This is a genomic window from Rhodococcus qingshengii JCM 15477 (genome assembly GCF_023221595.1).
Lineage (GTDB): Bacteria > Actinomycetota > Actinomycetes > Mycobacteriales > Mycobacteriaceae > Rhodococcus_F > Rhodococcus_F qingshengii.
Genome location: NZ_CP096563.1, coordinates 213219 through 237854 on the forward strand (window position 1 = coordinate 213219; position 24636 = coordinate 237854).

Here is a 24636-nt window from a genome sequence, read left to right on the forward strand (position 1 = left end):
CTTACGACGGCGGAGCTGCGCCGGGCAACGGCGTCGGCAACGACCGACCTTCCGGTGCAGCGGGTGGCGGGACCGGAGCGGCGCCGTTGATCAGGATGTCGCCCTTGGCGCTTCCGGTGATCGCGGCAAACCCGCCGGTTTCGACCTCTTTGCCGATCGAACAATTGACTCGGCGGCTGCCGGCCAACCAGCTTTCCAGTGAAATGTTGTCCCAGAACAGTGTCAGCGTCTTGTCGCGAAGCGCGTCTGCGGAACCAAGGTACTCGTTGGACGCCTGAGTGCAGACGCCCTCGAGATAGCGGTCCTGATCTTCGACCGACGGCATTGCGCCCGGGAATTGAGTGCCGAGGTCTATCACCGAAATAACCTCGTATGCATGCGGTTTCGCGCAATCGACCGGATCGGTCGGGAGGTTCTGGTTGATGCCGATGCAAGTGCCGACGTCCCACACGTTCGACTGGTCCTGGTCCGCCACGCGGCCAACGAACGGTTGTAGCTCGCCGGTCGTGGTCGAGAACTGCAACCCGCAACGCAGTGCGCGCTCGCCCGAAGCCCAACCCGATTCGCTCGGGAACATCAAGCCGACGCTGAACTTGCCCTTGGGATCGAATTTCGAATCGAGGTAGGACATGACGATGGGTGTGCAGTGCTCGTCGCGTAGTTCGGCGAATCGAAGGGCGCCCGGGTACCGGGAACCGGGGCCGAACTCGGCGCCGGGGAACACCGAGAGGTCGAGTGGTCCGGCAACCTCGAAGCGGTGTTCAGTTCCGCACTGAACCTTCGACATGTCCGTGCGGTCCCCGCCCGACTCGGTCGCAGGCGTCCAGTTGAGGCAGTCGCCGGCCGCAGCCGCGGTGAAGGCGTCGTCGCGAGTAGATCCCGTCGCTGCGGGACCGCCACCACTGACACTGACCGAGGACGAGTCGTCCTTGTTCAATCCACCGGAAATCGCGATCGTTGCGATCGCGGCGACCACCGCACCTACCGCCACAGCAGCCAGGACCCGACGGGTGCGACTCGCGGAGACAGTTTTCTTCGCCGGCGTCCCCTGGGGATCTGCCGGATCTGGCGACTTCTCGATCTTGTCTTCGGACATCGATTCCATCATGCCTGTTGCCGTGGCGATATCGAACCTTCACTACAAAACTCACAATCGCGTCTGTGAGTATTTTGTAGTCATGAGCGAAAACACCCCACTCGATCCCGAGGCTGTCGAGCTGGCGGGCCGGCTCTTCGACATGGCACGAACCGGTGATGCAGCCGGGCTGGCGTCGTACGTCGATGCCGGAGTTCCCGTCAATCTGACCAACGAGAGTGGCGACACGCTCGTCATGTTGGCGGCGTACCACGGTCACGCTGACGCCGTCGTTGCCCTGATCGAGCGCGGCGCCGACGTCAACCGGCCCAACGACAAGAACCAGACGCCCCTTGCCGGAGCGGTCTTCAAGGGCGAGGATGCGGTGGTGAAAGCGCTGGTGAGCGGGGGAGCCGACCCGAAAGGTGGACACCCGACGGCGGTCGACGCGGCTCGGATGTTCGGACGCGAGGACTACCTGAGTCTGCTCGAATCGTGATCTCCCCCTCTCCGACGTGGACGTGACCTTCGGAGAGCTGCAGTGAGTGGGTAAAGTTCGAAGTCGTGATTGACCTCAAGTTTCTCCGTGAGAACCCCGAAATCGTCCGCGAGTCGCAGCGCACCCGTGGAGAAGATCCAGGACTGGTCGACGCTCTGCTCGAAGCCGACGCGTCCCGACGCGCTGCCGTTCTGACCGGAGACAACCTCCGCGCAGAGCAGAAGGCCTTCGGCAAGAAGGTCGGACAGGCATCTCCGGAGGAGCGTCCCGCACTGCTCGAAGGTTCCAAGGAACTGGCGGCAAAGGTCAAGGAAGCCGAGGCCGCGCAGCACGAGGCGCAGGCCGCGCTCGACGCCGCACACCGCGCGATTTCCAACGTCGTACAAGAAGGTGCGCCGGCCGGCGGCGAGGACGACTACATCGTTCTCGAACACGTCGGTGAGATTCCGAAGTTCGACTTCGAGCCGAAGGATCACCTCGAGCTGGGCGAGTCGCTCGGCCTGATCGACATGGAACGCGGCGCCAAGGTTTCGGGTTCGCGCTTCTACTTCATGACCGGCTACGGGGCCATGCTCCAGCTCGGACTGCTGCAGTTGGCTGCGCAGAAGGCGATCGCCAACGGATTCACGATGATGATTCCGCCGGTGCTCGTACGTCCGGAAATCATGGCGGGTACCGGCTTCCTCGGTGCTCACTCGGACGAGATCTACCACTTGCAAGATGACGACCTGTACCTCGTCGGAACTTCCGAGGTACCCATGGCCGGCTACCACTCGGGCGAGATCCTCGAACTGAACGAAGGCCCGAAGCGCTACGCCGGTTGGTCCTCGTGCTTCCGCCGCGAGGCCGGAAGCTACGGCAAGGACACCCGCGGCATCATCCGTGTCCATCAGTTCGACAAGGTCGAGATGTTCACGTACTGCCGTCCCGAGGACGCCGACGCCGAACACCAGCGTCTCCTAGGGTGGGAGCGAGACATGTTGGCGGCCATCGACGTTCCGTACCGCGTGATCGACGTCGCCGGCGGAGACCTCGGTTCTTCGGCTGCGCGTAAGTTCGACTGCGAGGCATGGGTCCCGACGCAGGGCACCTACCGCGAGCTGACATCGACGTCCAACTGCACGACGTTCCAGGCCCGCCGCCTCGGAGTTCGGTACCGCGACGAGAACGGCAAGCCGCAGACGGCCGCCACTCTCAACGGCACCTTGGCTACGACGCGCTGGATCGTGTCGATTCTCGAGAACCATCAGCAGGCCGACGGCTCGGTGCGAGTGCCCGAGGCATTGGTGCCGTTTGTCGGCACGGATGTGCTTCGCTGACACGCTGAACCAACACAATCAGGGCCGCGACGGACTCCGTCGCGGCCCTTTTCGTACTTTCGTACTGGTAGGTTTGGAACTTTTTCTGAACTGACGAAATATCAAATTTTTCCCGCCGATTGGCGCGGTGACCACCAAAAGCGTTGTCGATGGGCCGCTTTGGCGATAGTTTTGCGTTCAATCGAGTTTCCATACCCTGCTTTTCCATCTCGCGTCTGGTGATACGAGGGTGAGTCCGGGGTGAATTGGACAAGTGTCTTGCCAAAAGTAGTACACGTACTAGTTTTTTCGTTATGTTGTGACGGCGCGCACACGTTTTGTCCGAATCCACTGCTCATGTTTGCCCTTCCGAAGGAAGTGCCCATGCCCCAAATCTCTCAGTTGCGGCGATTCGCCGTGCCCATAACCGGAACCGCCATGGTCGCCGGAATGCTGCTGGTCGGCACGCCCGCGTCAGCTGCTATCTCGACCACCGGTTTCAAAACAGCGTGCGTTGCCGGATCGATTATCGGAGACGTCCACAAGGTCACCGACAACCTCATCACGGTCGACGCCCCGGCTTCTGTCCAGCCCGGCGAGACTTTCACCTACCGAATTCAGCCGAGCGGAACGTCATATCCGGACAAGGACTCCGGAGCGACTACTACGAACTTGTCTCGTCTGAAAATCGACTATGCCATCCCGAGCAATGCGACGTACGTTTCCGCTACCGTCGTCGCAGGTACCTCCATCGGACTCGACAATGTCGCACCGAATGTTCTCAGAGTCAACGATTCTGGCAATGTCGACGGCAGCGGCGGGATCCTGCGGTTGTCAGGAAACAACCAGGTGATCGGCAACAGTCCGACGACGAGCACGAACTCGGAGGGTGGAATTCGAGTACCGAAGTCCAAGAAGAACCTCGATGGCTCGACAAACGGCAACGGAGACACCTGGTTCCGACTTCCCGCAGTCGACGTAACAATGGTCGCTGGTGCGACGGGAGTGATCCAGCCGAAGGTGAGGACCGCGGGTGCGGCCGGCAACCTCGGTGCCAGCGAAAACTTCAGCACTCAGCTCGCAAAGGCGAGTTTCCTTGGTACACAGTGGGCTCCGACCCGGTGCTCGCCTCGCGAGAACAAGGACACCACGCCTCTCAACGCTGGTGCAGGTCCACTCGCGACGATCAGCATTGCTTCGGCTCCGGTGGATGTCGAGACCACGACGTCACTCTCGGTTCCGGCTACTGCCGTCACGGGTACGGCGGTTGATCTGACGGCGACGGTGGCTCCGAATACTGCTGTCGGTACGGTGCAGTTCAAGTCGAACGGCACTGCGATCGGTTCTCCGGTGACGGTGACTGGTGGTGTTGCGACTCTGTCGCACGCGTTCGATGTTGCTGGTGCGCAGAGTGTTACGGCTGACTTCACTGCTGGTGCAGGGTTTGTGAGTTCGTCGGCGCCGGCTCAGACGGTGACCGTTTCTGATCCGGCTCCGGTGGATGTCGAGACGACGACGTCACTCTCGGTTCCGGCTACTGCCGTCACGGGTACGGCGGTTGATCTGACGGCGACGGTTGCTCCGAATACTGCTGTCGGTACGGTGCAGTTCAAGTCGAACGGCACTGCGATCGGTTCTCCGGTGACGGTGACTGGTGGTGTTGCGACTCTGTCGCACGCGTTCGATGTTGCTGGTGCGCAGAGTGTTACGGCTGACTTCACTGCTGGTGCAGGGTTTGTGAGTTCGTCGGCGTCGGCTCAGACGGTGACCGTTTCTGATCCGGCTCCGGTGGATGTGGAGACCACGACGTCACTCTCGGTTCCGGCGACGGCGATCACGGGTACTGCGGTTGATCTGACCGCTACCGTGGCTCCGAATACTGCTGTCGGTACGGTGCAGTTCAAGTCGAACGGCACGGTGATCGGTTCGCCGGTCACGGTTTCCGGTGGAACCGCGACGCTGTCGCACGCGTTCGATACTGCTGGTGCACAGAGTGTTACGGCTGAGTTCACCGCTGGTGCAGGGTTTGTGAGTTCGTCGGCATCGGCTCAGACGGTGACCGTTTCTGATCCGGCTCCGGTGGATGTGGAAACGACGACGTCGTTGTCGGTTCCGGCGACGGCGATCACGGGTACTGCGGTTGATCTGACCGCGACGGTTGCTCCGAACAACGCTGTCGGTACGGTGCAGTTCAAGTCGAACGGCACGGTGATCGGTTCGCCGGTCACGGTTTCCGGTGGAACCGCGACGCTGTCGCATTCGTTCGATGTTGCTGGCGCTCAGAGTGTTACGGCTGACTTCACCGCTGGTGCAGGGTTTGTGAGTTCGTCGGCGCCTGCTCAGACGGTGACCGTTTCTGATCCGGCTCCGGTGGATGTGGTGACGACGACGTCGCTCTCGGTTCCGGCGACTGCCATCACGGGTACGGCGGTTGATCTGACGGCGACGGTGGCTCCGAATACTGCTGTCGGTACGGTGCAGTTCAAGTCGAACGGCACTGCAATCGGTTCCCCGGTCACGGTGACTGGTGGTGTTGCGACGCTCTCGCATTCGTTCGATGTTGCTGGTGCTCAGAGTGTTACGGCTGACTTCACTGCTGGTGCAGGGTTTGTGAGTTCCTCGGCGTCGGCTCAGACGGTGACCGTTTCTGATCCGGCTCCGGTGGATGTCGAGACCACGACGGCGCTCTCGGTTCCGGCTACGGCAATCACGGGTACGGCGGTTGATCTGACCGCGACGGTTGCTCCGAACAACGCTGTCGGTACGGTGCAGTTCAAGTCGAACGGCACTGCGATCGGCACTCCGGTCACGGTGAGTGGCGGTGTTGCGACATTGAGTCATGCGTTCGATGCTGCTGGTGCTCAAAGTGTTACCGCTGACTTCACCGCCGGTGCTGGCTTTGTCAGCTCGTCGGCGCCTGCTCAGACGGTGACGGTCTCTGATCCGGCTCCGGTCGACAAGGCGACAAAGACGGTGCTGAGTGTTCAGGGTGAAGCCAAGGTCGGACTGCCTGTTGATCTCTTCGCGACAGTGTCCGAAGATCCCTCGGACGCCCTGGTGCCGTCCGGCGGAACGGTTCAGTTCAAGATCGGTGGAGTCGATCAGGGCGCCCCGGTCGCGGTTGTTGGCGGAGTTGCCAAGCTGCCGCACGTGTTCGGAGCAGAAGGCACCTTTGCAGTCTCGGCTGTATTCAGTGGATCCGGTGTGTTCACGTCGTCCACTGCGGAGTCTGTCGACGTCAATGTCACGGTTCCGACCCCGTCGGATGTCGAAAGCTCTACGTCGTTGACGGCTCCGTCCTCGGCAAAGGTCGGCACGGCGGTGCAGCTGAAGGCTGTGGTCAGTTCTTCCGGCGCGACGTCGGGAACCGTCCAGTTCTTCGACGGAACGACTCCGATCGGAACTGCCGTTGATGTTGTCGGTGGGCAGGCCGTGCTGAGCCACACCTTCACCACGACCGGCAACCATTCGATCACCGCGGTCTACAGCGGAGCCCAGGGCGTCACGGGTTCCACGTCGACTGCATCGGTTGTGAACGTCGGTAACGGGGGTGGTGGCTCCGGTTCGCTCGGTTCACTGTCGCTGCCGTTCGGTTCATGATTCTCCGATGATGTGATGCCCCCTTGCACCCATAGGTGCAAGGGGGCATTGCTCTTCGGGAATCGCTGATCGGTCGTTAGCTGAACTATTGGCAATTCGTGAATATTTGTCTGAAATAACTGATACAAGTACTACTTTTGACGGGTACTGTACGAGCGTCCAGCTCCATTCCGATTTCCGCTCTGTTCGAGTGACCTCCTTCCGTGCGGTTCCCGATCCACGTCTGTTGCTAGCTGAGGAGAGTTCGTGTTGGTGAGAAGAAGTTCCGCGGTCGTGGTGGCGGCGTTGGTCGGTGGCGTGCTGGTGGCAGGTGGCGTTGCTTCGGCAGCTCCGACGTCATCTCCCGCGGTGGAGAACTCGATCGGGTTCAAACTGGGTTGCGATGGTTACGAGCACCCTGGCTTGGGCAGCATCTCCGACGAATTCCACTCCACGGGCGTGACCATCTCGGCTCCGGAGAAGGTCGCGGCGGGGTCGACGTTCACCTACCGAGTCCAGCCAGGTGCGATGACTGTTCCCACGAGTGGTCATGCGGGGCGTTCGGCGATCAGGTGGACACGGATGAAGTACGACTTCGACATTCCTACGGGGGTGTCGTTGGTCGATGCTCAGGTAGTGGCGGGTACGTCGTCGAATTTGTCGGGTGCGGCGCCCTCGGTAATTCGAATCAACGACGGTGGTTCGCCGGATGCTGCGGGCACTCACTTGCGTATTTCGGGGAACAATCAGACTGCTGACTCCAATGGCGGTGGTGGAAACGGTCCGAGTGCAAGTAAGAACGATGATGGCGGAATCGGCGCGGAGGCTGGAAAGACTTTCCGGTTGCCGGCGATCGATGTGACGGTGATTGCGGGTGGTGCGGGTAGCACTGTGCAGCCGAAGTTAAGGGTGACGGATGGCAATTCGGGATCCTTTGATTCTCCGAAAAATGCCTTCACCTTCTTGCAGCGCGAGAAGGACGTCTTCACCGTCGCATACTGGGAGAGGTACAACTGCTCTCCGCATGACTCACGCAGCGCGGGATTGAATGCGGGTGGTCAGGCATTGGCCACCGTCAACATCGTCTCGCAGGTGGCGACCACGACCGCAGTGACGTCCGGCGCGTCGGCAACGATCGGTCAATCGACGGATTTGATTGCGCAGGTCTCCCCGGCGCCGACAGGCGGCACCGTTCAGTTCAAGGATGGCGGGACTGACATCGGCGCCCCGGTGGCCGTCGTCAATGGCGTTGCCACACTGCCACATACATTCACCGCGGCGGGAGATCACTCCATCACCGCTGTGTACGACGGTGTTCTCGAGTTTCTGACATCCACGTCACCGGCACGCACAGTGAGCGTGGCCGCTGCCGTTGTACAGACGACTGCGTCGTTGACAGTGCCGAGTAGTGCCGTCGAGCAGACCTCGGTCGCGCTGACCGCAAACATCTCACCGGCAGCTAACGGCGGAACGGTCCAGTTCAAGGACGGTGGCATCGACATCGGCGGACCCATCGCGGTGACTGGCGGAGCGGCGACCCTGGATCACACGTTCACCACGACGGGATCACACTCGATCACTGCGGTCTACTCAGGTACTGCAGGTTTTGGTGGTTCGACCGCGCAAGCTCAGACCATCGAGATCTCGAGCTCAGCGCTGAGTACGACTACAACGCTTCAAGTTCCGGCTACGACGGTCACGGGTACGGTTGTTGATCTGACGGCGACGGTTGCTCCGAACAACGCTGTGGGTTCGGTGCAGTTCAAGTCGAATGGCACTGCGATCGGTTCACCGGTGACGGTGACTGGCGGTGTTGCGACATTGAGCCATACGTTCGATACTGCTGGTGCTCAGAGTGTTACGGCTGACTTCACAGCTGGTGCAGGGTTTGTGAGTTCGTCGGCGCCTGCTCAGACGGTGACGGTGTCTGATCCGGCTCCGGTGGATGTGGAGACGACGACGTCGTTGTCGGTTCCCGCGACTGCCATCACGGGTACGGCTGTTGATCTGACCGCGACGGTTGCTCCGAACAATGCTGTGGGTTCGGTGCAGTTCAAGTCGAACGGTGCGGCGATCGGCTCGCCGGTGACAGTCTCCGCGGGTGTTGCGACACTGAGCCATTCGTTCGATGCTGCTGGTGCTCAGAGTGTTACGGCTGACTTCACAGCTGGTGCAGGGTTTGTGAGCTCGTCGGCGTCGGCTCAGACGGTGACGGTGTCGGATCCGGCTCCGGTGGATGTGGTGACCACGACGTCACTCTCGGTTCCCGCGACGGCGGTTACGGGTACTGCTGTTGATCTGACGGCGACGGTTGCTCCGAGCAACGCTGTCGGTTCGGTGCAGTTCAAGTCGAACGGCACGGCGATCGGTTCACCGGTGACGGTGACTGGCGGTGTTGCGACATTGAGCCATACGTTCGATACTGCTGGTGCTCAGAGTGTTACGGCTGACTTCACTGCTGGTGCAGGGTTTGTCAGCTCGTCGGCGTCGGCTCAGGCGGTGACGGTCTCTGATCCGGCTCCGGTGGATGTGGTGACGACGACGTCGCTGTCGGTTCCGGCTACGGCGGTTACGGGTACTGCTGTTGATCTCACCGCGACGGTAGCTCCGAACAACGCTGTGGGTTCGGTGCAGTTCAAGTCAAATGGCACTGCGATCGGTTCCCCGGTGACGGTGTCCGGTGGCACCGCGACCCTCTCACATTCTTTCGATGCTGCTGGTGCACAGAGCATTACCGCGGATTTCACCGCTGGTGCCGGATTCAAGAACTCGGTTGCGAGTGCGAAGTCAGTTCAGGTCAGTGTTGCCGACCAGGAATCCGTCGTCGAACTGAATATCCCGACCGACGCCAAAACTGGTGTGGCGACCGACTTGTGGGCAACCGTCCGAACGTCGTCGGATGATGCTGTCGGCGTCGGAACCGTGCAGTTCTACGACGGTGGCGTCGCGATCGGCGGTCCTGAAGCGGTTACGGCCGGCGCTGCCGGCCTGACGCATTCGTTTACCTCTGCGGGTGCGCACAGCATCACTGCGGTCTATTCGGGAGGAGCCGGTGTAGTCGGATCCTCGGCCCAGGCGCGGACGGTGAATGTAACGGACCCTGCGCCTTCGGATGTCACCACGGAGACTGTGGTGACGGTGCCTGGTGATGCCGTGGTGAACAAGTCTGTGACGCTGTCGGCGACTGTCAGTTCGGTGCAGAACGGTGGAACGGTTCAGTTCATGGATGGGGATACTCCGATCGGTGACGCTGTTGCAGTGGTCAACGGGATCGCGGCGCTGAACCACACCTTCACCACAACCGGCACGCATTCGATTTCGGCAATCTACAGCGGGGCAACCGGATTCACAGGATCCACCTCGACGGCCCACGCAATTCAGATCAAGGCTGCAACCGGCGGTGGCACGGGCAGCCTCGGTTCAGGAAGCGCTGGCTCGAGCGATTTCCTTCCGTTCGGTTCCTGACCGAAGCAGTTCAGGTCGCGGCCCCGAGGCAATATCCCTCGGGGCCGATCGACAGGGTGAACTGCATCGAGCGCGAGTTACCGGTTCCGTCGCTGACGGGCAGGGTGACACGGACGTAGTCGCCGCGAACCGGAGTGACTGTTGCAGCGTCGGCGTCGAAAGACTTGATACCGGCCAGCTGATTCGGATCGAGCTTGAGAGGCGGCTGGCCGGTTGCGCCGGTGCCGTCCGGATCCCACGGGCTGTTGCCGGGGCAGATCAGTGGATAGAACGTCTCGACGTCGCGGGTATTGACCGGCCGTCCCGTGGCGCGTGAGAGAAACCTGACGACGGCGTGGGAAGCGTCGGCCGCGGTGTAGAAGTTTGATTGCCCCGCAGGGAAGACGAACGGGCACGCATAGCCGGAAGCGATCTCCGAGCGCTTGGCGGCGACGGAGAGTCCGCCGCCGCTCCAGGTGACCGCGTACTGGCCGTCGACGCCTGGTGCGGCGATGGCCGTCAAGATGGCGGGAACATCCGAGTATCGGTCGGCGATCGTTGTGGGCGGCATCGTCCAGCATGCGTTCGTGAGCGCGTCCACGTCCAAGGACACCAGGTCCGTTGCCCAAGCTGCCAAGGCCGGCGCAGCAGCCGGATTGCCGGGCACGTCACCAACCGGAGGTGGCGCGGCCGGCGCAGCGGGCGCAATTGTCGTCGTGGGTGCGAGAGTGGTTGTCGTCGTGGGTTCAGTCGTCGGCGGAGACGGTTCGTCCGTCAGGATTCCCGTCCGTCCGTCGTCCTCACATGCGGTTATCGCCAACGTCATGGCGAGTGCGACTGCCCCCACTGCCGCTCGTCCTGCCGACTTCATTCGTTCGTACGCCCCTTTTGCGACATTCTGACCAACATCCACCCCAGAACTGCTGCGGGTCAGATCACGGATTCCCGTCTACGCTAGCGAACTGTGGATCCCGTTTACAGAACAGTCATCGGCATCGCCCGTACCGTCTTCGCTTTCGAGGGCCTGAAGTTCTCCGTCAAGGGAGAGCAGAACATCCCGGCGTCCGGTGGCGCCGTGATCGCGATCAACCACACCGGGTACATGGACTTCACGTATGCGGGACTGCCGGCACGGACCCCGAAGCGCTACATCCGGTTCATGGCCAAGAAAGAGGTCTTCGACAACAAGATCTCCGGACCGATCATGCGGGCCCTCAAGCACATCCCGGTCGACCGCGGCGCGGGCGCCGACTCCTACAAGGCGGCCGTAGATTTCCTGAAGCGCGGCGAATTGGTGGGCGTGTACCCCGAAGCCACGATCAGTCGGAGCTTCGAGATCAAGGAATTCAAGTCCGGCGCCGCCCGCATGGCGATCGAGGCGGGCGTCCCGATCGTTCCCGTCGTCATCTGGGGCGCTCAGCGCGTGTGGACGAAGGGTTATCCGAAGCGTTTGGGCCGCACCAACACTCCCATCTCCATTGCCGTCGGCGAGCCGATTGCACCTTTCGAGCCGGCGAGTGAGCTGACGGCGAAGCTGCGGTCGACGATGCAGGAGTTGCTGCACGATCTGCAGAAGAACTACGACCATCCCGCTGGCGAGTACTGGGTGCCGGCCCGCCTCGGTGGCAGCGCGCCGACGCTCGAGCAGGCCGACAAGATGGATGCCGATGAGGCCGAGGCGAAAGCCAAGGCTCGCGAGGCGCGGAAGTCCGAAGGCTGACCGATGTCCTTCGAACCCGTTTACACCGCTGTCGAGGTAGTCGCGCGTGGTTTGAGCGGTTTCCAGGGCGTGAAAGTCACCCGCACCGGGACGGAACACGTCCCGGTGTCCGGCGGTGCCGTCATCGCGATCAACCACACGAGCTACCTCGATTTCATACCGGCGGCCCTGGCGGTCGGTACCGCGAAACGCAAGCTCAGGGTGATGGCAAAGGCCGAGTTGGCGGACAACAAGGTCCTCGGCTTCCTCATGCGTGGATGCGGTGTCATCGAAGTCGATCGCTCTGCCGGAGCGCAGGCGTATCGAGCCGGAGTCGACGCCCTGAAACGGGGCGAACTGGTGGGCGTCTACCCGGAGGCGACGATCAGCCGGAGCTTCGAGATCAAGGAAATGAAATCCGGAGCAGCTCGGATGGCCATCGACGCCGGCGTTCCGATAATTCCGCTGATCGTCTGGGGCGCCCAGCGGATCGTCACCAAGGGCGGACCGAAAAATCTGGGCCGCAATCATTTCCCGATCTCGGTGGAGGTGGGTGCACCGATCGATCCGGTCGAGCCCGCCGAAGCGTTGAGCGAGATTCTGCGCATCGAGATGGATGCAATCCTGCGCCACGTGCAGGACGGGTTCGTGCACGAGCCCGGGGCGTACTGGGTGCCTCGTCGACTCGGCGGTGGCGCACCGACGCCGGAGGAAGCTGCGGCCATGGACGCACAGGAACGCGCGAAGCGGGCGCGCTGAATAGACGGCGCTTGCGCTGATGCGGTCAGTACACGGCGTTGGCTCCGTACTCGGCCTGCGCACTCGTGAAGCCCTCGTACTCGAGCTGTTCGATCAGTCCTGACCTGGAGAACGACGTCATCTCGAGGTACTGCTCGGCACTCAGCGCAGCCTGCTTGTTCCAATCGGCGTTCAAATTGTCTACCGCGTACGTCGCATCCTCCGTGGAGAAACCTTCGTACTCGAGCTGTTCGATCAGTCCGCTGCGGGAGAAGGCAGTCATGTCGATGTACTGCTGGGCGGATCGGACGGCGTTCCGCTGACCGGAGCTGACCTGCGGCCTGGCCGGGGCAGGCGCAACTGTCGTAGTGACCACAGGTGCGGGCGCCTGGTATGTGGTCGTCGTGGGCGCCGCCACCTTGCTGGACGACGGGGCAGGAGCAGCGGGCGGCGCACTGACGATCGGTGCGACAGCTGCAGGCGTCGTAGAAGCAGTGGTAGTCGGTGCAGCGGTGGTGGTCGGTGCAGCGGTGGACTTCGAGTCGTCCTTATCTCGTCCACCGAGGAGGCCTGCGACGACAAGCAACACGACGACTCCACCGGCAATCCACGGCCACTTCTTCGACTTCTTCTCAGGTTGCGGTTGCGGCGAAGGCACCTGGAATTGGGGCTGTGAGTTGCCATAGGGCTGGGAATTCCCGTAAGGCTGGGAGTTTCCATAGGGCGGCGGGGGCAGATCGGGCGGCACGGACATGGGTGTTTCTCCCTTTGTGAAAGTCTTGTTCTCCCGCAATAGATACCAGACCGGTCGGACTGAAATGCGTTTTGCGCGAATCTCTCGCGGTTTCGCGATGTCCGAAGCGGGCGCGCTGAGCGAGACCGTCGTACCGGGCAGGCACAATGGCGGTGTGAGCCCAGACCGTCGTATCAGCCCTGACCGCCCAACCTTGGTTGCGACCGATGTCGACGGCACCCTCATCGATCACGACGAGTTGGTCAGTGCCCGCACCCGCGCCGCCGTGCATGCCGTCGTCGAATCCGGCACGCCGTTCCTGCTGGCAACCGGGCGTCCTCCGCGATGGATTTCGCCCGTCGTCGAGGGCTTGGGATACGCGCCACTCGCCGTCTGCGCCAATGGAGCCGTTGTCTACGACAGCTACGCCGACCGCGTCCTCAGCGCCGCGACCTTGTCGGTCGACGCACTCACCGAACTCTCCGAGCTGGCACTGGTTGCACTCCCGGGCGCAGGTTTGGCCGCGGAACGAGTGGGGGAGAGCGCACATGACGCCGCCACCCCACAGTTCGTCAGCTCACCGGACTACGAACATGCCTGGCTCAACCCGGACAACACCGAGATGTCCGAGGACGAAGTGCTTGCGGCGCCGGCCGTCAAACTCCTGATTCGCCGTCCAGGCATGACCAGCACGGCGATGTACGACACGCTCGCTCCGCACGTCGGTGCGCTCGCCGACATGACGTACTCCACCGAGAACGGACTGATCGAACTCTCGGCGCCGGGCATCACGAAGGCGTCGGGCCTGGTTGCTGCCGCGGAGAGGTTCGGCTTCGACCTGTCGGGTCTGGTGGCCTTCGGAGACATGCCCAACGACATCCCGATGCTGGGGATGGCTCGACTCGGCGTCGCCATGGGCAACGCTCACCCCGAAGCCAAAGCCGCAGCCGACGAGGTCACCGACACCAATTCGGCACACGGGGTCGCAAAAGTCCTCGAGCGCTGGTGGTCGTAGAACCCACCAGCGCCCGAGGACGTGTACTGCTCGAGTGTCAGCCGACAGGCGCGCTGTTGGCCATTTCCTGGGCAAAGGTCTCGTTGTAGGTCTTGAGGACCTTCGTGACCATGCCGGTGATCTGGTTGAAGATCAGCGAACCGTTCTCGAAGTCACTGCGCAGGCCGTCCGGGATCGAGTACTCGTCCGAGATCGGCAATCCCAGTTCACCCGCGTCGGAACCGAAACTCTGCCACGACTTGAAGATCTCGCCGAGCACGGTGAACACTCCGCCGTTCGGCGAGGTGTAGACAGCGCCGTTCTGGAACAGCGCACCCTGGTTGCCGAGCTTCGCCTGCAGAATTCCGGACAGTGCCTGGCCGAGGCGTCCGATCTCGCCACCTTCGGCGATCCACTTCTGCGCGAGCGGTGAATTGTCGGTGATCTGCAGAATCTGGGTGACCAGATCCGGGATCGACGAACCGGTGCCACCGGTGACCGTGTCGACCGGAGTGGTCGGCTTGGGCGCAGGCGTCGACGGATTGGAAGGGTTCGAGGGGTTCAACGTTCCCCCGATGTTCGCGGCCGCGATGTTCCGGATGTCGTTCATGTGTGCGTATGCGGCATCACCCGGGCACGCGGTGTTTCCGACGTCGCGGTGGGCGAAGATGATCGGCAGATCGACTGCTGCGCCCTGCGGGTACGGCGTGAACTCGGTGCCCTCGGAGTACATCGTCGTTCGGCCCTTGGGATCGAGTCCGGCCATGCCGAGCTTCCAACCGAGGAACTTGCCGACGGCGTTGAGCGTCGCCTGCGAAGGCTCGACGGTGGAGTAGTCGCCCATCATCGCGATACCGGTGGTGTTCTCGTTGAATCCACCCGCGTGTGCACCCTGAACTGCCTTGTCGAGTCCGCCTGCGCGGCCTTCGAAGGTCTGACCGTACTTGTCGACGAGGACGTTGTATCCGACGTCGCACCAGCCGAGCGTCTGTGCGTGGTAGGCGTAGATCGAGCGGACGATGCCGGCCGATTCGGCCTTCGTGTAGTTGTTGCTACCTGCGGTGTGGTGAACGGTCGCGCCACCGATGAAGTCGTCGTAGGTGGGGGAGTCGCAGCGGAGTGACTCGTCTGCTCCCCACTGAGCACGGGTGATGACGGACGGTCCGCTGCCGCCGAGCGGCGCTGCGACGGCCTGCAGATTGCTGTCTGCCTCGCTGGCACCCGGGTCGATCAACACGGCGGTGACGGCATCTGCTGCCGTCGTCACCTGGCGAAGCGGCTTGGACACCGAAGCGGGTGTGTACCCGAGTTCGCCGGTGGCTGCGGGTGCTTCAGCGGGGGCAGCTTCCGGAGCGGGCGCGGGGGCAGCTTCCGGAGCCGGGGCCGGCACAACCTCGGCTGCGGGAGCAGCGGCACCCTGCGGCGTGAGGATCTGGATGGACTTGGTGGCGCCGACGAAGACCGGTTCGGTGGCGGTACCGGCGTTGGTGGCCTGATCCGAGCTGGCGGAGTCGATGGCGTCAGGGGTGAACCACGGGCCCCAGGTGCCGTCTTCGGCCAGGGCGCGGACCTTGGACTGCGCCGAGGCGATGGTGTCCGAGGTCAACGCGACCATGCTGAACGGAGTGTCGCGGGTGACTTCCTTGACCACGGCACCTGGCTCTTCCTCGGAAGGAACCGGAGCGGTTTCGGTCGGGGCGCCGGGAGCAGCGGGTGCCGGGAACAGCTCGGTCGGCAGCGTGATCCCGGGAGGTAGCGGGATTTCGGTCGGGAGCTTGAGGTTTCTCAGATCACCGAGGTTGATGTCGGGGAGATCGAGACCGGTCAGCTCCTTGACCGGAATGATGATGTCGGGCACCGACGCGAGGAGCACCTCTGCGATCTGGGTCGGCACTGCTACTGACGTCGTCTCGTTCGCGGAACGTACATCGGACGTAGTGCTCGTGAAGCCGTAGACCGCAAAAGGACTTGCGACAGCCACTGCGGCTACAGCCCCGAGTACGAGCGAGGGCTTCGGTCGACGGTGTGGCAAGGGATTACTCCTCGGTTGTAGTTACTTGCGAGCGAACTTCAGGGCCGATGACGGCCGTGAACGGAATCCTTCAAAACCGGATCCGAGCAGGTCGGATGCCATGTTCTGGGGTTGAACTCCAGTTTTCGGACGCGTACGTCTGCAACTCGTGATGCTGATGTGACTCGTGTGACTGGTGTTGCTAACTCCAAACACTCTTGCCACACTAGTCACAAAAGTCCATAACGCTCAACCTTAGGGTGAGACTTTAGTTAAATCGTTGTGGACTGGCCTGCGCGCGAAGTACCGACTTCGCGGACTCGTGAGGCCGGTAGCGATGAGGAGAGCATTGATGGCGAGAAGCGGAAGAAGCGGAACTGCAGGTAAGAAGCCTGTGTCCGGTCGCGCAGGTCGCTTTCTGGTGGGCGGGCCCGGGAGGCGAACCTCGCTGATGCGGATCTCGGTCCTCGGTCTCGTTCCGGCTCTTGCGCTCGGCGTCGCGATCGGAGGTTTCACGCAAATCCGCGCTGACGAGCCGTCGATCCTGCACGCCGTCGCTGCCGACACGCAATTCACGCTCTCCGGTCACGGCAACGGACATGGCCGTGGAATGGGCCAGTGGGGCGCTTACGGCTACGCCAAGAACGACGGCTGGTCCGGCGAGCGAATCCTCAGTCACTACTACGGCGGAACCGTCCTGGACTCGATGCCGCCCGCCCAGATGAGTGTGCGGCTCACGGCCCAGGACAACTCGACGCTCGACGTCTACTCCGACGCCGGCCTCGTGGTCAACGGTCAGCGCACCGCGCCCGGCGAGGCTGCCCATCTCACTGCACTGCCCGGTGGCGGTGCGCAGGTAGTGGTCACCAGCGGGTGCGGTGGCGGGGTTGTCTGGGAAGCGGTCACCGACCATCCGTGGGTGGACCCGGTGGACCTCGGTCCTGATCGACCCGCCGACCAGTTCCTGAAGCTGTGCAACAACGACGCGCCCTATCGAGGCGCCCTCGGCGTAGTGCTCGACAACGGCTCGGCTCGGACAGTCAATCTCCTCGACATGGAGGACTACCTGCTCGGCGTGGTGCCGGTCGAAGCGAAGGCCGAATGGGCCGATTCCGGTGGGGCCGAAGCGCTACGGGCGCAAGCCGTGGCAGCACGCTCGTACGCTGCGACCGAGCATCGCAGCTCGTACGCCGACACCTGCGACACTCAGGACTGCCAGGTCTACGGCGGAGCGGGCAAGGAAGATCCCCGCACCACCGAAGCCGTCCGGTCCACCGCCGGCGCCGTTCTGTCGCATGACGGCAAGATCGTTGCCACCGAATTCTCCTCGTCCACAGGAGGTTACAGCTCCGGCGGTGAATTCCCGGCCGTCGAGGATCTCGGTGACGCCCTTTCTCCGAATCATGACTGGACAGTGAATCTGACCGCAGGGCAGATTGCGGACGCCTTCGATGTGGGTGAGCTGCAATCGCTCAAGATTCTCTCGCGCAACGGATTCGGTACCGACGGCGGGCGAGTGACGGCAGTCGAGGTAGTCGGAACAAATGCAACTGTTGGCGCCACCGGAATTCAGTTCCGCCAGAAACTCGGCCTGAAATCCGACTGGTTCACCATCGGTGACGGTGCGGGTGTGGTAGTGGCACCGGATTCGGAATCGACAGTGCCGGAATCCAATTCGCCATCCGACGATCCATCGGGTACGGTTACGGAGACGCAGATCGAGAAGAAGTATCGGGAGCTCGGCGGTGAAAGCGGCTCTCTCGGTGCTCCTGCCGGCCCGGAGATGCAGTTGCCCTCCGAAGCAGGCACTTTCCGTGTCTACGAAAACGGAACCATCATCTGGACAAAGGTTTTGGGCGCGCAGGTAGTTGATGCCAACGTGCTCCGCGAGTGGATACCGACGGGCGGAAGCTAGGGGAAGGTCGGTCGGTAGCGACTCGCACGTATCGACTCTGAAGGGTCTCTGCCGTAACCCGGCGGAGGCCCTTCAGGTCGTTCAGGGTTCGTTGGTTGTCGGTCAGATGGTCGGGGCGTCGCCGAGCAGGCGGTACTCGAGCCACAACTCCGCACGTTCCGTGGGGGAGCCGAGGTCGAGCTGGAGAAGGCTCTCGATCCGAGCGAGTCTGCTGCGCAACGTATGCCGATGAATATTCAGCGCTGTGGCTGCGGCGTCGCCTACCCCGTTGTGTGCCAACCACATGGCCAAGGTCCGGTAGAGATCGCTACCGCCCTTCGCTTCCAGAAGCGGGCGCAAGTGTGCCGCCGCGAATGCCGTCGAGCGATCCTGGTCGAGAAATGCGGACAATCCGCTCTCCGAGAGTTCGGCGAACCGCATCGAAGGCAGGTTGCGGGCACCGGCCTCGGCTGCTGCCTGCGCGGCTTGGCGTCTGGCGCGCGAGAGATCGTCCCACCACAGCATGTCCGACACGCCGACGGTGACGTCGATTTCGTTGACACGGGCGAGGATTCGCCCGCTGTCGGTAGCCGAGACGACGGCAATCAGTGCACCGTCGGTGATGCCGAACGCCAGATCGCGGCTGAGACCATCGAGCAGTGAGACGGACACGCTCTCGAGCAGGCCACTCGGGCCCGCTACGTGGAAGACCTGGAAAGGCTCGACCGGAAATCCTCCCCACAGTTCCCCGGAGATGTTGCGGGCGAGCGCATTCTGTCCCTCGAACAGCTGATGCATCGCAACGGTACGAAGGTGGTTCATCGTCAGCTGTGCGTCTCGGGTTCGAGCCGTCATCAACGTGAGCAGAGACGCGGCTGCGATGACGATGCCCTGATTCAGTGAACCGACGGCGCCGGGGCAGCCGGCGACGAGGTACCCCATCAGCTTTCCCCTCGACGTCAGCAGCGGATGGGAGATGACGTCCTCGTTCTCACTCGTGAGGAAACTGACTTCCATCGGGCGGGCGTCGCGCTCGGGGGCAGTTCGCTCGATTCCGGCGGCCGCGGCGGTGTGTGAGATCTCGACGGTATGTCCGGCCGAGTCCAGCAGAGCCGCCCATCCGCCGATCAATTCCGCCACCCGTCGTACGACTGCCCGGGTGCCGTTGACCGTCACCGCAGCTTGAAGCAGTCGCCGCAGGCTCTGGTAATTGCTGCGCAGCGCTTTCATGTCGTCGTCGGATTGCGCCTTCGACACCGCTTTGGTCAGGGCGATGAAAGGTGTTCGCAATGGGACGTCGAGAAGGGGCACACTGAAACGGGTGGCCGCATCCACCAGAGTCTGTGGCGCCTGCTCGTATCCGAGGCCGGTTCCGAAACCGATTCCGGCAATTCCGGCCGCCACCAGGGTCCGTACGAATCGGGTCGTTTCCGCGGCCGTCGTCGGTAGTGACACCCCGGTGATGAGTAGTAGTTCACCGCCGTCGAGGAAGGGCGTCGGGTCGGGAAGTTCGGAGACATGTGCCCAGGTCAGGGTGCGATCGAGCTGGTCGTGCCCAGCCAGGACGCGAAGGCCGAACTGTTCGGTCGCACAAAGCTGGCGGAGCGTGATGGGCATGAGTCCAGTCTGACACCTCGAACTCGCCACTTTGTAGTGCCTGCGGTCACGTTTGTACAAAGTGGAGCCTGACGCGAGCTTGCCGAAGGTCCGACACTGGCGCTATCGAAAATGCGCTCCGGATAGAGCGCCACCGAGATCCACGTTCCGAACAGCCCACAAGGAGTACTGATGTCCAGTACAGACCAGCCGGCACTTCAGCACACGCTGAAGAAGCGGCATCTGTCGATGATTGCGATCGCAGGCGTCATCGGCGCCGGACTGTTCGTCGGCTCCGGTGTGGCGATCCAGGAGACGGGACCCGGTGTCCTGATTTCCTACGCGCTTGCCGGCGTCGTCGTCATCCTCGTGATGCGCATGCTCGGTGAGATGTCGGCAGCGTCGCCGGAAACCGGCTCGTTCTCCTCGTACGCCGACAAGGCCATCGGCCGCTGGGCGGGCTTCTCGATCGGCTGGCTGTACGCGTGGTTCTGGATCATCGTGCTCGGCATCGAGGCCACCGCCGGTGCCCTCATCATGAATCGCTGGGTTCCGGGGGTTCCCCAGTGGACCTGGGCATTGATTCTGATGATCGTGCTGACGCTGACCAACATCATCTCGGTCAAGTCGTTCGGCGAGTTCGAGTTCTGGTTCGCCTCCATCAAGGTCGTCGCCATCATCGCGTTCCTCGGCATGGGCATCGTGGCGATCTGCGGATGGATGCCCGGCGTCGAAGCACCCGGAATGACAAACCTGACCGGTCACGGCGGCTTCCTGCCGAACGGAACAGGAGCGATGCTCGCCGCAGTCCTTGTGGTCGTGTTCTCGTTCTTCGGGGCCGAAATCGCCACGATCGCAGCCGGTGAATCGGCCAACCCGCTCGAAGCTGTTCGCGCAGCCGTCAAATCCGTCGTCTGGCGAATTCTCATCTTCTACATCGGCTCGATCGCGGTGGTCGTCACTCTGCTTCCCTGGGACAGCGCGTCGGTTGCACTCAGCCCGTACGTCGCCGTCATGGACTCCTACGGCATTCCGGCCGCGGGCAACATCATGGACGTCGTCGTCCTCACGTCGGTTCTGTCCTGCCTCAACTCGGGTCTCTACACCGCGAGCCGCATGATCTTCTCCCTCGCCGGCCGCGGCGACGCCCCCAAGTCGCTCTCACGTATCGAGAAGACCGGCGTCCCGATGCGCGCTGTCCTGGTCTCGACGATCGTCGGCTTCCTCACCGTCGGCATGAACTACCTCTCCCCGGACAAGGTCTTCCTGTTCCTGGTCAACTCCTCCGGTGCGATCGCGCTGTTCGTCTGGCTGGTCATCTCGGTGTCCCAGCTGCGCACCCGCCGCAAGCTCGAAGCTTCGGGCCAGGAGCTGGAACTCAAGATGTGGTTCTTCCCGTACCTGACCTACGCCACGATCGCCGCCATCATCGCGCTCTGCATCGGAATGCTCACCCTGGACTCGACGCGCAGCCAGATGATCGTGTCCCTGGGACTTGCAGCGATCCTCGTGGGTATCGGGCTCTACCGCTACCGGAACCACAAAGACACCGACGCCGACGCCGACGCCGACGCCGAGGTCGTGCCCGTCGCCGAGAGCGCTCCCACACCCTGACACCAACGTCCCCATCTGCGAGATACTTCGATGTCCTAGTATCGGCCACGGACAGAGAAATCGACGTGAGCACAGCAGATGGGGACAATCATGACCACACCCGAACCGATCGTCATCGTCGACGGGGCCAGGACCCCCGTCGGTAGCTTCGGCGGCGTCTTCAAGGACGTACCCGCGCACGAGTTGGGCGCCGCAGCAGCCAAGGCCGCGCTGAGCCGCGCCGGCGTTGCGCCCGAAGACATCGACGAGGTCGTCATGGGCTGCATCGGCCAGGTCGGCCCGGACGCCTACAACGCACGCCGCGTCGGCATCGCCGCCGGACTGCCCGAGAACGTCCCCGCCTACACCGTCAACCGTCTCTGTGGCAGCGGCCTGCAGGCTGTGTGGTCTGCGGCGATGCAGATGCGATGGGGTGCAGCTGCCATCACGCTCGCCGGCGGTGACGAGAGCATGTCTCGCATGCCCTTCTACGACTTCGCCGCCCGCTCGGGCTACAAGCTCGGCGATCGCAGCCTCGTCGACGGCACCGTCGCGATGCTCACCGACCCGTTCAGCAAGGCTCACATGGGCCGCACTGCCGAAGCCGTCGCCCGTAAGTACGGCGTCAGTCGCGAGCAGCAGGACGAGTTCGCCGTCGAATCTCAGCGCCGCGCCGCTACCGACGCAGCGAAGGCGGCATTCGCCGAGGAAATCACTCCCGTCGAGACCGGTGGTCGGCGCTCCGTCACCGTCACCGAGGACGAGCATCCCAAGCCCGGAACCACCGTCGAAACCCTCGCCAAGCTGCGCCCCGCATTCGAAGAGGGCGGATCCGTCACCGCCGGTAACGCGTCGGGCATCAACGACGGCGCCGGCGCACTCGTCCTCGCGACGGGCACCGAGGCAGCCAAGCGTGGTCTCACCGGACTGGTCACGCTCGAAACCGTCACGACGGCAGCCATGGAGCCCGGCCTGATGGGCTACGCTCCCGTGCTCGCTCTCGAAAAGCTCTTTGCACAAACAGGATTGAAGCCGTCCGACATCGGCACCGCCGAGGTCAACGAGGCGTTCGCTTCGCAGGCCATCGCCGTCATCCGTGACAGTGGCCTGGATCCGGAGAAGACCAACCCGTACGGCGGAGCGATCGCCCTCGGACACCCGGTCGGCGCCACCGGAGCCATCCTCACCCTGCGTGCCGCGCGCGACATGGTTCGCCGCGACCTCGAATTCGGCATCGTCACCATGTGCATCGGCGGCGGTCAGGCACTCGCTGCCCTGCTGAAGCGGGTCTGATCATGGCGACCAAGCGCAAGCCGTCGTGGCACGACGACGAGATCACCGCAGTAGCCGAACTGGCCCGTGGTTTCTTCGATCGTGAACTGATCGCCAAGCGTGAGCAGTGGGACGCTCAGCATCGCGTCGACCGGTCCGTGTGGCTCGAAGCCGGCAAGCTCGGTCTGCTGTGCTGCTCGATTCCCGAGGAATACGGCGGGGGCGGTGGAACTTTCGCGCACGATCTCGCTGTCTTCGAGGCGCAGGGCTACTGCGGTGACTATGCGCTCGGTAACTCCGTGCACAGTGGCATCGTCGCCCACTACGTGCTCGAATACGGAAGCGAAGAGCAGAAGAAGGCCTGGCTGCCAGGTATGGCGACGGGCGAAATCCTCGGCGCCATCGGAATGACCGAGCCCGGAACAGGTTCCGACCTCAAGGCAATCACCACCTCCGCGATCCGTGACGGTGACCACTACGTCGTGAACGGGTCGAAGACCTTCATCACCAATGGTGGCAGCGCAGACATGATCGTGCTTGCCGTCAAGACCGACCCCAAGGCGGGCGCCAAGGGTGTCTCGCTCCTGATCGTGGATCTTCGTGACTGCGAAGGCTTTGCGGTCGGCCGCGTGCTCGACAAGGTCGGTCAGCACGGCGCAGATACGTCGGAGCTGTCCTTCACCGACGTTCGCGTTCCCGTCTCGAACCTCCTCGGTGAGTCCGAGGGGCTCGGCTTCGGTCAGTTGATGGCGCAGCTGGTGCAGGAACGCCTCATCATCGGCGCGCAGGCCATCGGCACCATCGAGCGTGCAGTCGAGGAGAGCGTTGCATACACCAAGGCGCGTCAAGCGTTCGGGCACAGCCTCTTCGAGTTCCAGAACACCGCCTTCGAGCTGGCCGAGTGCCAGACGATCGCACGCACCTGCCGTGTCTTCCTCGACAACTGCATCGAGGATCACCTCAACGGCGAGCTGGACGGCGCAGACGCCGCGATGGTCAAGTACTGGCTCACCGAGCAGCAATGCGCCGTCGTCGACCGGTGCGTGCAGCTCTACGGCGGATACGGTTACATGCGTGAATACGCGATCGCGCGCATGTACGAAGACTCCCGCGTCCAGAAGATCTACGCCGGCGCCAACGAAGTGATGAAGGGCATCATCGCGAAGAGTCTTTGATCACCGGCGTCGAAAACCATTGACACCGACCAGGCACCCACCGAGCATTTCGGTGGGTGCCTTTGTGTGTGCCCACAAGCGGTATCGAGCTGTTCGGAAGGCAAACACTGATGAGCTTCACCATCGACGTCGGGTCGGCGCGCGTCACCCAACTGACAGAGCTGGCGCACTGGCCGTTTCCGCCGCGAGAGCTTTTTCCGCACGCGGGTGAGGCGGAGATAGAGGACGCGTCGGCGCGGCTGGCACCGGCGTTCTTCGACGCGGATAGCGGTGACCTCGTACTTGCCATCCACACCTACCTGGTGGAGATCGGCGGCAAGGCCGTCGTCGTCGACACCGGCAACGGAAACAGCAAGCACCGGCCGAACCTCTTGCCGCATCACATGTTCGGCACCGACTACCTCTCACGCTTCGCAGCCACCGGTGTGTCCGTCGACGACGTCGATCTGGTGGTCAGCACACATCTGCACCCTGACCACTGTGGCTGGAACACCGCCCTCGACGCCGAAACCTGGCGGCCTACCTTCCCCCGCGCGACCTACATTTTCGATCGCACCGAGCTGGCCGCGCTCGAACAACTCGCCGCCGACGGTCCACACGAAGGAGTGGTCTCGGATCTGGCGCAGACCTTCGAGGACAGCGTCCGTCCCGTTCTGGACGGGGCGAAGTGGGAGGCGGTCGACGACGGCCACGTCCTGGCCGAGTCCGAAGGCACACGCGTCGTCGTTCGCAGCGCGCCCGGCCACACGCCGGGGCACATCGTGATCGAGATCCGCACTGCCGACGGCGGCGCCGTCATCGCCGGCGACGTGATCCACCATCCGATCCAGTTTCTGTACCCGGACCTCAGCCAGGGCGGCGACGCGGATCCCGAGATCGCCAGGGTCACCCGCCGCGAACTTCTCGAACGCTGCGCGTCGGAGGGACTGCTTCTACTTCCCGCACACTTTCCGGTCGACGAACCGATCACGGTTCGGTTGAACGAGGACGATCGCCCGATGGCACCTTCGATATATGTTGCGAGGCCTGCATAGAA

The 24636-nt window shown here is 62.9% G+C and carries 17 protein-coding genes; 12 read left to right on the plus strand and 5 right to left on the minus strand.

Annotated features, from left to right (window positions below; all coding sequences use genetic code 11):
- Window position 1: 1 nt before the first annotated feature.
- Complete coding sequence (locus M0639_RS00950) at window positions 2–1108, minus strand: septum formation family protein (protein ID WP_003945397.1); 1107 nt, start codon at window positions 1106–1108, stop codon at window positions 2–4.
- A 70-nt stretch (window positions 1109–1178) separates the two neighbouring features.
- Between M0639_RS00950 and M0639_RS00955 the strand changes: the two genes are divergently transcribed.
- The 4 genes from M0639_RS00955 (at window position 1179) to M0639_RS00970 (ending at window position 9916) form a co-directional block, all read left to right on the plus strand.
- Entirely contained in the window at window positions 1179–1574 is a 396-nt protein-coding gene (locus M0639_RS00955; RefSeq protein WP_003945404.1) for an ankyrin repeat domain-containing protein, read from the plus strand.
- Between the two features lie 65 nt (window positions 1575–1639).
- On the plus strand, window positions 1640–2893 hold the full coding sequence (gene serS, locus M0639_RS00960; RefSeq protein ID WP_007736032.1) for a serine--tRNA ligase: 1254 nt from the start codon (window positions 1640–1642) through the stop codon (window positions 2891–2893).
- A gap of 363 nt (window positions 2894–3256) precedes the next feature.
- A complete protein-coding gene (locus M0639_RS00965; protein WP_064073662.1) occupies window positions 3257–6472 on the plus strand; it encodes a beta strand repeat-containing protein in 3216 nt (1071 codons plus the stop codon).
- Window positions 6473–6724: 252 nt separating this feature from the next.
- Entirely contained in the window at window positions 6725–9916 is a 3192-nt protein-coding gene (locus M0639_RS00970; RefSeq protein WP_064073661.1) for a beta strand repeat-containing protein, read from the plus strand.
- Between the two features lie 10 nt (window positions 9917–9926).
- Here the strand turns inward: M0639_RS00970 and M0639_RS00975 are convergent, their stop codons facing one another.
- On the minus strand, window positions 9927–10766 hold the full coding sequence (locus M0639_RS00975; RefSeq protein WP_064073598.1) for a hypothetical protein: 840 nt from the start codon (window positions 10764–10766) through the stop codon (window positions 9927–9929).
- Between the two features lie 93 nt (window positions 10767–10859).
- On the opposite strand from M0639_RS00975, the gene M0639_RS00980 reads away from it, so the two are divergent.
- Together M0639_RS00980 and M0639_RS00985 are read left to right on the plus strand one after the other, a co-directional pair.
- Window positions 10860–11615 (plus strand): lysophospholipid acyltransferase family protein, encoded by a 756-nt coding sequence (locus tag M0639_RS00980; protein WP_064073597.1) that lies wholly within the window; start codon window positions 10860–10862, stop codon window positions 11613–11615.
- Between the two features lie 3 nt (window positions 11616–11618).
- Complete coding sequence (locus M0639_RS00985) at window positions 11619–12353, plus strand: lysophospholipid acyltransferase family protein (RefSeq protein WP_058038054.1); 735 nt, start codon at window positions 11619–11621, stop codon at window positions 12351–12353.
- 25 nt (window positions 12354–12378) lie between these two features.
- Here M0639_RS00985 and M0639_RS00990 read toward each other — a convergent pair whose 3' ends face one another.
- Complete coding sequence (locus M0639_RS00990) at window positions 12379–13086, minus strand: Ltp family lipoprotein (RefSeq protein ID WP_081305320.1); 708 nt, start codon at window positions 13084–13086, stop codon at window positions 12379–12381.
- Window positions 13087–13258: 172 nt separating this feature from the next.
- On the opposite strand from M0639_RS00990, the gene M0639_RS00995 reads away from it, so the two are divergent.
- Window positions 13259–14080 carry a Cof-type HAD-IIB family hydrolase gene (locus M0639_RS00995; protein ID WP_037131235.1) on the plus strand — a complete coding sequence of 274 codons (822 nt, stop codon included), beginning with the start codon at window positions 13259–13261 and terminating at the stop codon, window positions 14078–14080.
- A gap of 37 nt (window positions 14081–14117) precedes the next feature.
- On the opposite strand, the gene M0639_RS01000 is transcribed toward M0639_RS00995, so the two are convergent.
- The gene (locus M0639_RS01000; protein WP_064073596.1) at window positions 14118–16091 is read right to left on the minus strand and encodes an N-acetylmuramoyl-L-alanine amidase; all 1974 of its coding nucleotides are present in this window, start codon (window positions 16089–16091) and stop codon (window positions 14118–14120) included.
- Between the two features lie 331 nt (window positions 16092–16422).
- Here M0639_RS01000 and M0639_RS01005 point away from each other — a divergent pair, with 331 nt between their 5' ends.
- The gene (locus tag M0639_RS01005) at window positions 16423–17985 is read left to right on the plus strand and encodes a SpoIID/LytB domain-containing protein (protein WP_064073595.1); all 1563 of its coding nucleotides are present in this window, start codon (window positions 16423–16425) and stop codon (window positions 17983–17985) included.
- 102 nt (window positions 17986–18087) lie between these two features.
- On the opposite strand, the gene M0639_RS01010 is transcribed toward M0639_RS01005, so the two are convergent.
- Complete coding sequence (locus M0639_RS01010) at window positions 18088–19581, minus strand: PucR family transcriptional regulator (RefSeq protein WP_003943944.1); 1494 nt, start codon at window positions 19579–19581, stop codon at window positions 18088–18090.
- Window positions 19582–19752: 171 nt separating this feature from the next.
- Here M0639_RS01010 and M0639_RS01015 point away from each other — a divergent pair, with 171 nt between their 5' ends.
- The 4 genes from M0639_RS01015 (at window position 19753) to M0639_RS01030 (ending at window position 24634) form a co-directional block, all read left to right on the plus strand.
- Complete coding sequence (locus tag M0639_RS01015; RefSeq protein ID WP_064073594.1) at window positions 19753–21174, plus strand: amino acid permease; 1422 nt, start codon at window positions 19753–19755, stop codon at window positions 21172–21174.
- A gap of 90 nt (window positions 21175–21264) precedes the next feature.
- Window positions 21265–22446 carry a thiolase family protein gene (locus M0639_RS01020; protein WP_007731825.1) on the plus strand — a complete coding sequence of 394 codons (1182 nt, stop codon included), beginning with the start codon at window positions 21265–21267 and terminating at the stop codon, window positions 22444–22446.
- Between the two features lie 2 nt (window positions 22447–22448).
- Window positions 22449–23600: an acyl-CoA dehydrogenase family protein gene (locus M0639_RS01025; protein ID WP_064073593.1), complete on the plus strand. Its 1152-nt coding sequence runs from the start codon at window positions 22449–22451 to the stop codon at window positions 23598–23600.
- Window positions 23601–23710: 110 nt separating this feature from the next.
- Window positions 23711–24634 carry an MBL fold metallo-hydrolase gene (locus M0639_RS01030; RefSeq protein WP_064073660.1) on the plus strand — a complete coding sequence of 308 codons (924 nt, stop codon included), beginning with the start codon at window positions 23711–23713 and terminating at the stop codon, window positions 24632–24634.
- Window positions 24635–24636: the final 2 nt, after the last annotated feature.